Raw genomic sequence first — 14,075 nt, 5'->3', positions numbered from 1 at the left:
ATGACACAAGCAAGAAGCCCAAGTTGCGCTGTGTCCTCCCCGGCGGACTGCCCACTCGCCGGCTCCGCCGAAGAACCGGCGCTGCGCGCCGAAGAGCACGCGCTGCGCGCGGAGGTGGGTGCGTGCGTGATGCTGCGGAGGTTTAGTTGCGGAGTGCGGCGATCTTCTGTGCCACGCCGGCCGCGATCGCCCGTAGTTCCTCGGTGTCCGCCCCCGGATCGGGCCGCACCTGCAACACCAACCCAGCCGCCCCCGGCACCTTGCGCTGCACGAACCATGCCCGCAGGTCGTCACGCCGCTCGCTGACCTTGATCGACCCGGTCACCCGCGCGTGCACGACCTCGGGCACCTTCCCCGGCGACTCCAGCACGAACCGGGCCGGTGCCAGATCCCGCAGCACCACCGCATCCCCTGCGAGCCCGTCCTCCACGGCCTCGACCACGCTCAGCGCCCCACCCCGCCAGATCGCCTTGCTCACCAAGTGCCACCCGACCCGCCGCGGACCGGGCAGCCACAAGCCCAATGACGTCGCCACCAAGAACCCATCCCCAGTCGCGGCAGACGCCAGGACGTGTTCGTCGCGCTCCAAAGTTCCGGTGAAACCATCAGGAGCACCCGACCCGAACAACCGCTTCAGCACGCCCTTCACAGCCCGCTCACCGCCTGTTCGCCGAGTTCCTTGTGGTAGGCCTCCAACGCGATCAAGTCGCCGAACAGCGCCCGGTACTCGTCGGCCTCCTCGACCGGCGACACCCTCCGCAGCCGGGACTTGATCTCCACGATCTGTGCGGCCACCAGCAGCTGCTGCAACCTCGTCAAGACACTCTGCACGTACCGGTACTCGTCCTCGGCGCGTACCTGCAACGGCTCGACGGCCAGCTCCGTCAGCACCGACCGCACTACCTGCTGGTGGCAGTTGCGGTTCACCGCGTCCACGAACGCAGGACCCGACAGGCCTCCGGACGCACCGCCCGCTTCCCGGATCGCCTGGTGCAGTGCCAGGTACACCGGGTGCGTGAAGGCCTCATCCGGCAGTGAGTCGTAGTACGGGCCGGCCATTTCCGGCAGTTGCAACGCCGCCTTGACGGCCTCGCGCTGGTGCCACAAGCGGGGGTCGCGCGGGTCTGGGCGGGTCGGGCCGTCTACCTCGACCGCGAGCGCGCCCTGGTTCGGGTCCACCGGACGGGGTCGAGCCTTCGCAGGGGTGCGGCCGTTGGCCACCTCGCGGACCCGCTTGACCACGGTGGCCTCGTCGTCCCAGCCGACCCACCAAGCGAGCTTGGTCGCGTAGCCGTCGCGCTTGGCTCGGTCCTTGATCTGGGCGACGAAGGGCACCATCTTCTTCAGCGCCTCTACGCGGCCGTCCACCGAGTCCAGGTCGTAGCTCTGCAACTGGGTCTTGATCGCGAACTCGAACAAGGGCGTGCGACGGGCCACCAAGTCGCGCACGGCTACATCGCCCTTGGTCTGGCGAAGTTCGCACGGGTCCATGCCGTCCGGGGCGATGGCGATGTAGGTCTGCGCGGAGAATTGCTGTTCGCCCTCGAACGCCTTCAGTGCCGCCTTCTGGCCTGCCGCGTCGCCGTCGAAGGTGAAGATCACCTCGCCGTTGAGGTCGTCGTCGATGAGCAGGCGGCGCAGCACGGTCATGTGGTCCGCGCCGAAGGCCGTGCCGCACGACGCGACCGCGGTCGGGACGCCGGCCAGGTGCATGGCCATGACGTCGGTGTAGCCCTCGACCACGACGGCCTGGCGACGCTTGGCGATCTCCCGCTTGGCCAGGTCCAGGCCGAACAGGACCTGGGACTTCTTGTAGATCGGGCTCTCGCTGGTGTTGAGGTACTTGGCCTGGATCGGGTCGTCGTCGAAGATCCGCCTCGCGCCGAAGCCGACGACCTCTCCGCCCAGGTCCCTGATCGGCCACAGCAGGCGGCGGTGGAACCGGTCGATCGGGCCCTGCCTGCCCTCCTTGGTCAGCTGCGCCTTGATCAGCTCGGTCAGCTCGAACCCGCGACCTAGCAGGTGCTTGGTGAGCTTGTCCCAGCCGCCGGGTGCGAAGCCGCAGCCGAACACGCGGGCGGCGGCCTCGTCGAAACCGCGTTGCGCCAGGAACTCCCGCGCCTGCACGGCGTCCGGGGTCGCGAGCTGTTCGGCGTAGAACTCGGCGGCGGCCCGGTGCGCCTCCAGCAGCCTGGACCGGGTGCCCCGGTCGCGCTGGACGGTCGCGCCGCCGCCCTCGTAGGTCAGCTGGATGCCCGCTCGGTCGGCGAGTCGCTCCACCGCCTCCACGAAGCCGAGGTGCTCGATCTTCATCACGAAGGCGATGACGTCGCCGCCCTCGCCGCAGCCGAAGCAGTGGAACGTGCCGTGCGAGGGGCGGACGTTGAAGCTCGGCGACTTCTCGTCGTGGAACGGGCACAGCCCCTTCAACGCACCGCCGCCGGCGCGGCGCAGCGAGACGTGGTCGCCCACCACGTCGTCGATCCGGCTGCGCTCCCGCACCAGCGCGATGTCGCTGTCCCGGATTCGTCCTGCCACGTCGACCGAGTCTAGTGCCGGCAGACTGGACGCCGTGACCGCCGCCGAAGAGACCCTGGCCGACGACTTCACCGACCACCGGTCGCACCTGGTGGGCGTCGCCTACCGGCTCACCGGCAGCGTCGCCGACGCCGAGGACGCGGTCCAGGAGGCCTGGCTGCGGCTGTCCGGACTGTCGGCGGAGGGGCGGGCCGGGATCGTCGACCTGAGGGCGTGGCTGACCACCGTCGTGGGTCGGATCTGCCTGGACCGGCTGCGGTCGGCCGCCGTGCGGCGCGAGCGGTACGTGGGGCAGTGGCTGCCCGAGCCGCTGGTCACGTCGTCCGAGGACGACCCGCTGGACGCGGTGGTTCGCGACGACGGTGTGCGCATGGCCGCTCTGGTGCTGCTGGACAACCTCACGCCCGAGCAGCGCGTGGCTTTCGTCCTGCACGACGCCTTCGGCGTGCCCTTCGACTCCATCGCCACCACCCTGGGTTGCACGGTGGCCACGGCCCGCCAGCACGCCTCGCGGGGCCGCCGGGCCGCCGCCGTCTCCGCTCCCCCACCCCGCGTCGCCCTGGACGAGCAACGCGAGGTGCTGGAGAAGTTCCTGGCCGCCCTGCACAGCGGCGACCTGGAAGCGGTCGTGGGCCTGCTGCACCCCGACGCGATCATGGTCGGCGACAGCGGCGGCAAGGCCCGCACGGCGATCAACGTGGTCAGCGGCGTGGACAAGGTCGCCCGCTTCCTCATGGGCCTGCTGCGCAAGTACGGCGGCGTCCCGACCGGCGAGTTGGTGCTGGTCAACGGCGACCTCGGCCTGAAGATCCCGGCCCAGGGCGAGGTCGCCGCCCGGGTCGGCACCCTCGTGGTGCGCGACGGCAAGGTCGCCGCCTTCTACGACTTCGCCAACCCCGACAAGCTCAAGCACGTCGCCTTCTGACCCCTACGGCATGGGCACCCGGCACGCGTCGCCCGACGTGAAGCCCTGGTCGACGATGCCCAGGGCGGAGTTCATGCGGGCCCGCATGTTCTCCAGGGCGATCAGGTAGGTCAGCTCCACCACGCCGTCGTGCCCGAGCCGCCGGTCCAGTTCGGCGACCTGCTCGTCGGTCACCGAGGTCGGGGTGTCGGTCATCGCGTCGACGTAGGCCAGGGCCAGCTTCTCGATCTCGGTGTAGCGGTCGGAGTTCGGGTAGTCGTGGATCTCGCGCAGCCGGTCGATGTCCAGTCCGGCGTGCTTGATCAGCATCATGCCGAAGTCGACGCACCACGAGCAGCCGAGCTTGACCGCCGTGGCGTAGACGACCAGCTCGCGCAGCTCCAGCGGCAGCACCTTGGCCGACCGCTCGACGGCCATCTCGTGCCGCGCGCTCGCCATCATCAGCTTCGTGTGGTGCGCCGACACCGCCACCGGCTCCGGCACCGCGCCGAACTTCCGCTTCGAGAACCAGTACACGGCCTTGAGCAGCGGGCCGGCCTGCTTCGTCGTGACCGCGGGAATCCTGGGCATGTCCCCTCCTCGTCTTGGCTTGCACGACGAGGACGAGGCAGCCCCGCGGAACGTGACACCTTCAGGTGACTGGGTTGGGCGTGACGAAGGGCATAGCGTCGATCCCCATGACCAGCCTCACCCTCGAGCTCGACCCCGAAGCCGCCGGCCTGCTGGCGGGCACCCTGTTGGCCGGCGACTCGTGCGCGGTCCGGGTCCGGCACGGCGAGCGGGGCACCGCGCTGCTGTGCGCCCTGCCCGGCCGGGGCGGTGAGGGCATGCGGTTGCAGCTGCGGTTCCCCGACCAGGCGTCGGCTCAGGGTTCGACGACCTGGGCCAGGAAGTAGATAGCGCCGGTCCCCACGTGCCGCACCAGCAGCAGGTACGGGCGGTCGACGCGGACGGTCAGCGCGGGCGGGTGCTCGATGATCGCGGTCAGGCGCATCATCACGGCGGTGGCCGCCGCACCCTCGAAACCCTGTTCGTCCAGGCGCAGCACGGCTTCGTGCACGACCTCGTCCACGCACAGGCGCGGGTCCGGGCTCAGCCCGGTGAGGTCGGCGGCCGGGGTGAACACGGTCCGGACGCCGGTGGCGCGCAACGCGTCGCCGAGCGTGGTGCCGACCTTGAGGTCCAGCTTGGGCAGGAACAACTCGATCCGCTGCCAGTCCAGGGCGTCGAGGACCTCCGGCACGCCCGTCGTCGCGCCCAGGTCGGACTCGGGCAGCAGCACAACGGCTTCGACGTCACCGCGCGCGGGCAGCGCCACCGCTTCCCAACCGCGGACCTTGGCGTACTTGAGGTTCGCCTCCAGCCGCATGGTGGGCACGTCGTTCCCGTTGTCGAACGGGCGGGGCGCGGTGTCGTGCTCGGGGAACTTCTCGGTCCAGCCGCACTTGAGGTAGAGGGCGTTCACCAGCGCCGCCACCATGTCCGGGCGGACCGAACCGGGGTCGAGCAGTTCCGGGATCAGGTCGCGGGTGGTCTCGGCGACGTCGGCGTTGATCAGCCGGCGGGTGCCCTCGGGGTCGGTGCGGAACGGGGCCTGCGCGACCTTCGCGCCCGGCCAGCCGGACAGGTCGACGAGGAAGTCTTCGTCCAGCGGCAGGTCCTCCCACGCCCAGAGGGTGTTGGCGACGGCGAACTCCGCGTCGTCGCCGGGGGCCGAGGCTTGGAGCAGCTTGGCGTTGTCCGGTCCGAGCAGGGCGACCAGCTCGTCCCGGGCCTGGCCGCGCGCGGCGGCGGTGAGCAGGCCGAGCGCGCTGGCCACCGAGTACGGCGACCAGCACGCGTTGTGCCGGCGATCGGGCGCGATGGCGTCGTGGAGCTGGAGGGCGAACGTCAGGTGCGCTCGATCAGGCACTGGGTCTCCTTCACCGCTATCGGGTCGTCCGGGATCGGACGCTCACCCGCGCCGCTCATCGGTCCGAGCGGGCGGGGGTGACGGGGTTCGCGGACACCCGCCGACCCGTCGTCGGGATCGTCCCACCACGGGTCGTCCGGGAAGTCTCCCGCGTACACGGGATCCCGGCTCGGTCTGCGCCACGGCCACGGTCGGCCTGGCGGTCGCGTCGACTCCTCGGCCATGCCCCCGAGTGTGCCACCGGTCACACCCTTCCGGTTGGGACTTCTGCGTTCCGGTCACCCGCATTGGGCGGCGTGCCAGGCAATCGCTTGCGCGTCGGTGAGCAACGCGACCTGGTCGACCACCACCCGCAGCCTGGCGGCGTCGTCCGAGGCGCTCGTCCACGCGGGCAGGAACGCCGGGTCCAACGCGTCGGGCGCGCGGTCCAGCAGCCGGTGCACCAGCTCGGTCACCACTTCCCGCTGCCGCTCCTGCATCTTCAACCGCTGCGGGTCGCTCATGACGTACCGCACGGCGACCGCCTTGAGCAGCGCGACCTCCGCCGCCACCAGCTCCGGGACCACCAGGTCGGCGCTGTAGCGGGACAACGGCCCGTCGCCGTGCTGCTCCCGCGTGGCCCCCACGGCCGCCGAGGCGAACCGGCCGACCAGCTCGCTGGTGAGCCGCTTCAACGCGACCTGCGCCTTGAGCGAGCCGTCGTAGTCGGTCAGGTCCGCGATCACCGGCAACGTCAACAGCTCCGCCGCCGTGGCTTCGAGCGTGGACACCGACTCGTCCGAGAAGTACTTCGCGGCCAACTCGGCGATCGCGGCCCGTTCCTCGGGGTCGCCGAGGGAGGACAGGGAGATCCGGTGCGCGAGGACGCCGTCCTCGACGTCGTGGACGGAGTAGGCGACGTCGTCCGCCCAGTCCATCACCTGGGCTTCGAGGCACTGGCGCCCGTCCGGCGCGCCTTCGCGGACCCAGGTGAAGACTTCGAGGTCGTCCTCGTACACGCCGAACTTGGTCTGGCCCGCGCGTCGGGGCCAGGGGTACTTGGTGGCGGCGTCCAGGCAGGCGCGGGTGAGGTTGAGGCCCTTGTCGGTCTTGGGTTCCAGGCGGGTGAGGATGCGGAGGGTCTGGGCGTTCCCCTCGAACCCACCGCAGGCGCCGGAGAGTTCGTTGAGCGCCCGCTCACCGTTGTGACCGAACGGCGGGTGCCCGATGTCGTGCGCCAGTCCGGCGGTGTCGACGACGTCCGGGTCGCACCCGAGTTCTTCCCCGATGCCCCGGCCGATCTGGGCGACTTCGAGCGAGTGCGTGAGGCGCGTGCGGGGCACGCCCGTGACCTCGGCCCCTTCACCCGGCCCGACGACCTGCGTCTTGCCCGCGAGCCGGCGGAGAGCGGCGGAGTGCAACACCCGGGCCCGATCCCGCGAGAACGGCGTCCGCTGCTCGGCCCGAGCCCCGGGAACGACGGCCGACTTGGGCGACTCGGGCAGCAGACGAGCACTGTCGTGTCCGGTGTAACCGCCGCTCATCCCCACAGCCTAGGCAACCACCCCCACCCCCACACCCGCTGCCGCCCTCCCCGCACGCCTCGCGCCATCCCCGCCGGGGCCGCTGGTTCGGCCGGGGGGCAGCGCAGCGACGGGTGGTGGCACCGGCGAGGTGAGCTCGGCGGGGGGAGGGGCAGGTGCGGCGGGGCCGAAGGCGGGGGCGGCTTGGCGAGGCAGCGGGTAGGGCGGGCGCGGGGGGCGGGACGGCGGGGCATGGCTTGCGGGACGGCGGCCGGGCAGCGCAATGGCAGCGGCCGACGCGAGGCGGCGGCCGACGCGAGGCGGCGGCCGACGCGAGGCGGCGGTCGGCGCGGCGGCGGGTGCGGCGGCGGAAGCGGCGGCGGGTGCGGCGGCGGGTGCGGCGGTGGAGGGAGCGGTGCGCCGAGGGCCGGCGGCGGGGGATGGCGGGGTGCCGGCGGCGAGGGTCGGCAGGCGTGGCGAGGGGCGGTGCCGGGGTGTGGGTTGGGGCGTCGTGGGCCGTGGTTCCGCGTTCCTTGTTTTACGGGACGCGCGAGGGGGCGGTTGGTTTCGGATTCTGCATGTCACACGATCGGGTGGCGGTGATCAAGTGCGGGCCGCAGGCATTCGATCTTACAGCGTGATGCCGTCGAAGGCGTCCACCGGAGCCTTCATCAGGTGGTAGTACAGCAGCGCCCCGGTCTCGCGCCGGATGTAGAACAGCTGCGTCTCCCGCGTCTGCACGTTCGGCCCGCTGCGCGTCGGGGACGTCCACGCGTCCAGGCCCTCGTCCTCGGCCATCGTGCGCGCCCGCAGCGAGTGCCAGGGGTCCGAGACGATCACGGCTGTCTTCAGGGACTTCGCCCTCGCCTCGCCGGCCAGCGCGCGGATGCTGCCCAGGGTGTCGGCGCCCTCGCCCACCTCGATGATGCGGTCCGCGGGCACGCCCTTGTCCTCCAGCCACAGCCGGCCGGCTTCGCCCTCGGTGTAGTTGTCGCCGGGCTGCCTGCCGCCGGTGGTGGCGATGAACTTCACGACTCCCTGCTGGTAGAGCCGCCGCGCGTGTTCCAGCCTGGCCTCCAGGACCTCCGACGGCACACCGTTGTACTGCGCCGCGCCCAGCACCACCGCCAGGTCGGCGTGCGTGCGGTCGTCCTCGCGGGCCACCTGCCACACCCGGAACGCCGTGCCGCCGACCACGAGGAACCCGACCACCAAGGCGCCGATGACGGTGCGCTGGACCAAGCGGCGGAGGCGGGCCAGGAAGGTCACGCGGACGATGATTCCACACCCGAAGGTGTGCCTGCGAGGATCACGGAATGCCCGCAGAGCAGCCCACCATCCTGGCCACCTCCGGCGGTTACCGGGCGGGCCTGCGCACGAACCTCGAATTCGGTGCGCTGGTCCACGAAGCCGTCGAACTGTCCGGAGCCACCCGACCGAAGCTGTGCCACATCGGCACCGCAGCCGGCGACCAGCGCTGGTTCAACGCCGACGTCTCCGAGGCGGGCCGGCTCGCCGGCTGGGAGGTCAGCCACCTCAACCTGTTCACCATGCCGCCCACGACCGACATCCCCGGGTTCCTGCTGGAGCACGACGTGGTCTGGGTCGGCGGCGGCTCGGTCGCCAACCTCCTCGCCGTCTGGGAGGTGCACGGTCTCGGCGACGCCCTGCGGCAGGCGTGGCAGGCGGGTGTGGTGCTCGGCGGGGTGTCGGCCGGGTCGATCTGCTGGCACGTCGGCGGCACGACGGATTCGTTCGGGCCGGAATTGCGGGTGGTGACGAACGGGCTCGGGCTGCTGCCCTACGGCAACGGCGTGCACTACGACAGCGAGGCGTTGCGGCGGCCGACGATCCACGCGGCGGTCGCGGCGGGTGAGCTGCCGCTGACGTACTGCACCGACGACGGCGCGGGCCTGCTTTATCGGGGCACCGACATGGTCGAGGCCCTGTCCGAGCGGCGGTCCGGAGGGGCGTACGTGGTGCGCAGGGACAACTCTTCAGGAATCGCACAGGAGGATTCGCTCGACATTCGACGTTTGTGAGACGAATTCTTGTTGTGTGGGAAAGCGGTGGGGGTCGGCGCTCGTCTTGGGGATGTCGTTGGTGTGCGCGGTCGCCTGCGGATCCGCCGACCCCGTGCCGGTCGCGATGGGACCGGCTCCGACGCCGCCGGTCCAGGAGACTCCCCGTCCCGCGAAGCCGCGCCCGCCCGAAGCCCCGGACCTGAACGGCGCGGTGGCGCGGGCGGTGGCCGATGTGGGGACGCTCGACCTGGGGCTTTCGGTGCTCGACCTGGAGACGGGCGCGCTGAGCGGGTCCCGGGCCGACGTGCCGTTCCGGACGGCGTCGCTGAGCAAGTTGATCATCGCGGTGGACGTGCTGTCCCGCGGCGACGTGGACGACGAGGACCGCGACCGGCTGCGGCGGGCGCTCAGCCTCAGCGACGACGAGGCCATGAACGCCCTCTGGGACCTCCACGACGGCATGGGCGCGGTGGACCGGGTGTCCGCGCTGGTCGGGCTGACCTCGACGCACGCGCCGGAGGACCCGTCGCAGTGGGGTGACGTGCTGATGTCGGCGGAGGACCTGGTGCGGCTGTACCGGTACGTCCTCACCACGCTGCCCGAGCCCGCGCGCGACTTCGTCGTGTCCGCGCTGACGGCCGCGCCGCGGACCGCCGCGGACGGGTTCGACCAGGACTTCGGGCTGCTCGCGCCGGGGCTCGGGGCGTACGCGAAGCAGGGCTGGATGTGGTACTACCCGGCGGACCTGTACCTGCACAGCGCCGGGGTGGTGGCGGGGCGGTACGTGGTCGTGCTGCTGACCGTGCACAGCGGGGTGGACGAGGGGACGGCGCGCGAGCACGTAACGGCGATGGCGAAGACGCTGGTAGCCGCGCTGGTGTCGAACAGCTGAACCGCGCGGGGCGTGGCCTCCGGCCCCCGATTCCATTTTCTCACGGGGTACCGACAAAAGGGGGCGAGCCCGGGGCGGCGGTGCCCGGGCTCGATCGGGTCGGGGATCGGCTGGATCGGGACTGGGGTCAGGGACGGATGAGGTCCACCGTTCGGCCGGCGGTGCGGTGGGTGTCGGCCCACTGTTCGATGGCCTGGCGGCATGCCTGGTCGAGGTGGCGCAGGCCGCTGAGGTCTACGCGCACGTGCTTGGTCAGCGGTAGGGCTTCGAGGGTGTCCAACAGGCGGGGCAGGCGGAGGAAGGTCGCGTTGCCGCGCAGTTCCACGTGTTCGTGGTCCGCGCCGTCCGGGGTGACGGTCACCGTCAGCCTCGACACGTCCCACGCCGTCTTCACCACGGCCGCCAGCAGGCCCGCCAGGGTGCCGGTGAGCAGGTCGGTCACCACGATCAACCCCGCCGTCAGCACCACGACGGCGGCCTCGGCGCGGTCCGTGCGGGCCAGGGCCAGCACCGACCGCGGTTCGAGGAGCTTCCAGCCGGCCTGGAGGAGGATCGCCGCGAGCGCCGCCAGCGGCACGTACGACAGCACCCCCGGCAGGGCCACCACGAACAGCAGCAGCCACACGCCGTGCAGCACGCGGGACGCCTTGGTGCGCGCCCCCGCCCGGACGTTCGCCGAGCTGCGCACGATCACGGCCGTCATCGGCAGCGCGCCGAGCAGGCCGCACACCGCGTTGCCGACACCCTGCGCGACCAGCTCCTGGTTGTACCGGGTGCGCGGACCGTTGTGCATGCGGTCCACGGCCGCCGCGCAGAACAGGGTTTCCGCCGACGAGACCAGGGCGAAGGTCACCACCGCCCCCAGCACACCGACGTCGACCAGCGAGAAGTCGACCAACCGCAGCTCGTCGGCCAGCGAGCCGACCTGGATGCGCGGCACCGGCATCAGCAGGCCGAGCGCGCTCACCGCGACCACGGCCACCAGCACGCCGGGCACCTTGCGGAACCGGGTCCGCTGCCACAGGGCGGCGATCACGAGCGTCAGCACGCCGATCACCACGGCCTGCGGTGCGGCGTCCAGTAACAAGGTCGGCAGGCCCGCGAACTTCGCGGCCGTGCCGGCCGGGGCCGTGGCGCCCGCGAACGGGTAGAGCTGGCCGAGCAGCAGCACCAGCCCGATGCCCGCGAGCATGCCCTGCACCACGGCGGGCGAGATGGCGCGGAACCAGCGGCCGAGCCGCAGCAGGCCCATCAGGACCTGCAACAGCCCCGCGCCCAGCACGATGACGCCCAGCGCCTCGATGCCGTGCGCGGCCACGGTGTCGGCGACCAGCACGGTCAGGCCCGCGGCCGGGCCGCTGACCTGCAACGAGCTGCCGGGCAGCAGGCCGGCGACGAGGCCGCCGACCACGCCGGTGACGATCCCGAGCTCGGCCGGGACGCCCGAGGCCACGGCGACGCCGACGCACAGCGGCAGCGCCACCAGGAACACCACCAGCGACGCGGCGATGTCGGGCCAGTAGGAGGACGTGCGTCGTCCGGTGCGCATGACCATCACGCCACGTGCTCCTGGAGCGGCTGGAAGCGGTCGGCCCCGCACAGCGAGACCTCGCCGGTCTCGATGTCGTAGAACCAGCCGTGGGTGCGCAGCTGCCCGGCGGCGATCCGGTCCCGCACGAACGGGTAGTCCTCCAGCGCGCGCAGCTGGGCCAGCACGTGCTCCCGGCCCTCCTCGCGCAGACCTGGCGTGGGCCGCCCGGTGCGGTACGGGGCGTGCGCGCCGAGCCAGCGCATCAGGGTGGGCAGGTGGGACAGGGCGCGCCGGTCGGCGTGCAGGGCGTCCACCGCGCCGCAGTGCGAGTGCCCGCACACGACGATTTCCGAGACGCCCAGTTGGACCACGGCGAATTCGATGGTCGCCATCTCCGAGGAAGCGGCGTGCGGGTTGAACTCGGGGATGACGTTGCCCGCCGTGCGCAGCTCGAACAGGCTGCCCGGTTCGGCTCCGGTGATGGCGGACGGGATGATGCGGGAATCGGCGCAGGTGATGAACAAAGCGGTCGGCGACTGCCCGGCCGCGAGCTTGCGACCCGTTTCCGGGGACCGCCGCTGCGCGTGCGTCCGGGCGTGCTGAACCAGCTGTCGGAATTCCACGGGAATCCTCACAGGTCAGTAGTGGCTTGGGATGCGGTTGTGCGTGCGCGGGCGGTGGGATCAGTTCCTGAACACCTGGAGAACCTGCGGTGTCAGGCGGGTGTACAGGTGGTCGGCCGCGGCGACGCGCGGCAGGAGGTGGGCGGCCCGGGTCGGCGCGCGACCCACGGGCACGCGGTCCGGGACCACGAAGCGCCGGCCGTCGCCGGGGCGCTGGGTGGTGGACGCGCAGGTCCGGGGCTCGGGACCCTTCCGGCACTCGCGGTTGGGGTCCTCTTCGAAGGGCGCCGGCGCGGTGGACTGGTACCCGGCCACCGCGACGTGGACCGGGCCGGTCGGCGACGGGGTGAGCACGGCGACGAGCGCCAGCAGTGCGACGAAGGCCGCGACGCGTTTCATGACACCCCCCGATGAGTCGCTGTCTCCAGTTTCACAGCGGGGGGTGACATGCGCGTTAATGGCGGAAGGGCTTCGTCAGCTCGTGCCGGACATTCACCCTTTTGACCGTGACGCAGGTCATTGCCGGATATGAATACTACTCATCGTGACGAAGTTCAGAGCTGTGTCGCCGCGATGGTGAACGCGACCGCCGCACCCAGGCAGGTGATCGCGCGGACGTGGTTGGCGGGCACCCATTCCTTGAGGTAACGCGCCCAATAGTCCGTGGTCCCCCGTTGTTCCAATGCGTTGTTGCGCGGGATGTGGTAGGCGGCGGTGAGCACGATGCCGCCCAGCACGTAGAGCGCGGCCCCGACCCAGCCGGCGACCGTGCCGCCGAACGCCGCCGCCACGGACACCGCCGCCGTCCCGAGGAACGCGGCGAGGAACACCGGGTTGACGACCGCGACGTTGATCGCCCGCATCGCGGCGAGCCCTTCGGCCGGTGCGGCCCTCCGCAGACCGGGCATCACCATCGCCGAGAACGCGAAGAACACGCCGCCCATGAGCCCGCAGCCCACGGCCGCGATGATCGTCAAGGTGAACATGGGGACAGTCAAGACGACCGAGGTGAGACTTTCCATCGCTTATCGGCTCAAATCCATATCCGTGCGTCTACGCTGAGACCCCCGTGCGGCTACGCTGAGGCTCGTGGACGCATTAGCCGGACTCCTGGACGGCCCACGAGCACGCGGGGCGTTCATCCTCCGCACCGTGCTGGACCCGCCGTGGTCCCTCCGCATCGAAGACCGCGCACCGCTGACCGTGGTCGCCTTCGTACGCGGCTCGGGCTACGTGCTCCCCGATGGCGGCCAACCGGTGCCGTTCACGGAGGGCGACGTGGCCGTGATGCGCGGACCGGACCCGTACACCTTGGCGGGCGACCTGGAGACGCCACCGCAAGCCGTCATCCACCCGGGCGAGATCAGCACGACACCCGATGGGGCGACGCTGTGCGAGCAGTGGAACCTGGGCGTGCGGACGTGGGGCGGCAACCCGGACGGCTCGGTCGTGCTGCTGTCAGGCACCTACCAGCTGGACGGCGAGGTGAGCCGCCGCCTGCTGTCCATCCTGCCGCCGCTGCTGGTCGTGCCCCCGTCCGACCTGCCGCTGGTACCGCTGCTGTGCGCGGAGGTGGCGCGGGACGAGCCGGGGCAGGAGGCCATGCTGGATCGCCTGTTGGACCTGTTGCTGATCTCGGTGCTGCGGGCGTGGCTTTGCCGTCCGGAGGCCGACACACCTGCCTGGTACCGGGCGCACGCCGATCCGGTCGTGGGTAGGGCGCTTCGGCTGCTGCACGCCGACCCGGCGCGGCAGTGGACCGTGGAGTCCCTGGCTCGGGCGGCGGGTGTGTCACGGGCGGCGCTGGCCAGGCGGTTCACCGAGCTGGTGGGCGAGCCGCCGATGGCGTACCTGACCGACTGGCGGCTCACCCTGGCGGCGGACCTCCTGCGCGAGCCGTCGGCGACCGTTGCGTCGGTGGCCCGCCAGGTCGGCTACAGCACTGCGTTCGCGCTGAGCACGGCTTTCAAGCGGGTACGCGGCATCAGCCCGTCCGAATACCGCGCCACCGCCTAACCCGACGCTTTTCGGCACGCGCGCAGCGCGGTCTTCGCGCGCGAAGCGCGCGGTAGGTGTTACCTACAAGTGGAGGGCCTCGGTTCCCCCACCGTATGGCCTGCCCGAAGGG

The 14,075-nt window shown here is 71.5% G+C and carries 16 protein-coding genes; 5 read left to right on the top strand and 11 right to left on the bottom strand.

All coding sequences use genetic code 11. The features are described from left to right. Window positions 1-142 precede the first annotated feature (142 nt). Window positions 143-535: a hypothetical protein gene (locus WBN91_RS35995; protein ID WP_337728704.1), complete on the bottom strand. Its 393-nt coding sequence runs from the start codon at window positions 533-535 to the stop codon at window positions 143-145. 110 nt (window positions 536-645) lie between these two features. Next, complete coding sequence (gene dnaG / locus WBN91_RS35990) at window positions 646-2,538, bottom strand: DNA primase (RefSeq protein ID WP_337728705.1); 1,893 nt, start codon at window positions 2,536-2,538, stop codon at window positions 646-648. 34 nt (window positions 2,539-2,572) lie between these two features. On the opposite strand from dnaG, the gene WBN91_RS35985 reads away from it, so the two are divergent. Further along, window positions 2,573-3,463: a sigma-70 family RNA polymerase sigma factor gene (locus tag WBN91_RS35985; RefSeq protein WP_337728706.1), complete on the top strand. Its 891-nt coding sequence runs from the start codon at window positions 2,573-2,575 to the stop codon at window positions 3,461-3,463. A 3-nt stretch (window positions 3,464-3,466) separates the two neighbouring features. On the opposite strand, the gene WBN91_RS35980 is transcribed toward WBN91_RS35985, so the two are convergent. Continuing rightward, on the bottom strand, window positions 3,467-4,033 hold the full coding sequence (locus WBN91_RS35980; protein ID WP_337728707.1) for a carboxymuconolactone decarboxylase family protein: 567 nt from the start codon (window positions 4,031-4,033) through the stop codon (window positions 3,467-3,469). A 107-nt stretch (window positions 4,034-4,140) separates the two neighbouring features. On the opposite strand from WBN91_RS35980, the gene WBN91_RS35975 reads away from it, so the two are divergent. Then, complete coding sequence (locus WBN91_RS35975) at window positions 4,141-4,359, top strand: hypothetical protein (RefSeq protein WP_337728708.1); 219 nt, start codon at window positions 4,141-4,143, stop codon at window positions 4,357-4,359. Here the strand turns inward: WBN91_RS35975 and WBN91_RS35970 are convergent. The 4 genes from WBN91_RS35970 to WBN91_RS35955 form a co-directional block, all read right to left on the bottom strand. Beyond that, window positions 4,329-5,375, bottom strand: coding sequence for a serpin family protein (locus WBN91_RS35970; RefSeq protein WP_337728709.1), 1,047 nt, complete (start codon window positions 5,373-5,375; stop codon window positions 4,329-4,331). The genes WBN91_RS35975 and WBN91_RS35970 overlap by 31 nt on opposite strands. Next, window positions 5,354-5,599, bottom strand: coding sequence for a hypothetical protein (locus tag WBN91_RS35965; RefSeq protein WP_337728710.1), 246 nt, complete (start codon window positions 5,597-5,599; stop codon window positions 5,354-5,356). Before WBN91_RS35965 ends, WBN91_RS35970 begins: the two co-directional genes overlap by 22 nt. Window positions 5,600-5,653: 54 nt before the next feature. Beyond that, complete coding sequence (locus WBN91_RS35960; protein ID WP_337728711.1) at window positions 5,654-6,898, bottom strand: deoxyguanosinetriphosphate triphosphohydrolase; 1,245 nt, start codon at window positions 6,896-6,898, stop codon at window positions 5,654-5,656. 609 nt (window positions 6,899-7,507) lie between these two features. Further along, complete coding sequence (locus tag WBN91_RS35955; RefSeq protein WP_337728712.1) at window positions 7,508-8,146, bottom strand: YdcF family protein; 639 nt, start codon at window positions 8,144-8,146, stop codon at window positions 7,508-7,510. Window positions 8,147-8,193: 47 nt separating this feature from the next. Between WBN91_RS35955 and WBN91_RS35950 the strand changes: the two genes are divergently transcribed. Both WBN91_RS35950 and WBN91_RS35945 read left to right on the top strand, forming a co-directional pair. Continuing rightward, on the top strand, window positions 8,194-8,919 hold the full coding sequence (locus WBN91_RS35950) for a peptidase E (protein ID WP_337728713.1): 726 nt from the start codon (window positions 8,194-8,196) through the stop codon (window positions 8,917-8,919). 16 nt (window positions 8,920-8,935) lie between these two features. Beyond that, a complete protein-coding gene (locus WBN91_RS35945; protein WP_337728714.1) occupies window positions 8,936-9,793 on the top strand; it encodes a hypothetical protein in 858 nt (285 codons plus the stop codon). Between the two features lie 127 nt (window positions 9,794-9,920). On the opposite strand, the gene WBN91_RS35940 is transcribed toward WBN91_RS35945, so the two are convergent. The 4 genes from WBN91_RS35940 to WBN91_RS35925 form a co-directional block, all read right to left on the bottom strand. After that, entirely contained in the window at window positions 9,921-11,342 is a 1,422-nt protein-coding gene (locus WBN91_RS35940; protein WP_337728715.1) for a SulP family inorganic anion transporter, read from the bottom strand. Between the two features lie 5 nt (window positions 11,343-11,347). Then, entirely contained in the window at window positions 11,348-11,947 is a 600-nt protein-coding gene (locus WBN91_RS35935; protein WP_337728716.1) for a carbonic anhydrase, read from the bottom strand. Window positions 11,948-12,007: 60 nt separating this feature from the next. Further along, entirely contained in the window at window positions 12,008-12,346 is a 339-nt protein-coding gene (locus tag WBN91_RS35930) for a hypothetical protein (protein ID WP_337728717.1), read from the bottom strand. 155 nt (window positions 12,347-12,501) lie between these two features. Beyond that, entirely contained in the window at window positions 12,502-12,933 is a 432-nt protein-coding gene (locus WBN91_RS35925; RefSeq protein ID WP_337728718.1) for an anthrone oxygenase family protein, read from the bottom strand. A gap of 103 nt (window positions 12,934-13,036) precedes the next feature. Between WBN91_RS35925 and WBN91_RS35920 the strand changes: the two genes are divergently transcribed. Next, the gene (locus tag WBN91_RS35920; protein ID WP_337728719.1) at window positions 13,037-13,963 is read left to right on the top strand and encodes an AraC family transcriptional regulator; all 927 of its coding nucleotides are present in this window, start codon (window positions 13,037-13,039) and stop codon (window positions 13,961-13,963) included. Window positions 13,964-14,075: the final 112 nt, after the last annotated feature.

Source organism: Saccharothrix sp. CCNWYY140 (assembly GCF_037401995.1).
Taxonomy (GTDB): Bacteria; Actinomycetota; Actinomycetes; order Mycobacteriales; family Pseudonocardiaceae; genus Actinosynnema.
This window is presented reverse-complemented; position numbering and strand designations above follow the sequence as displayed.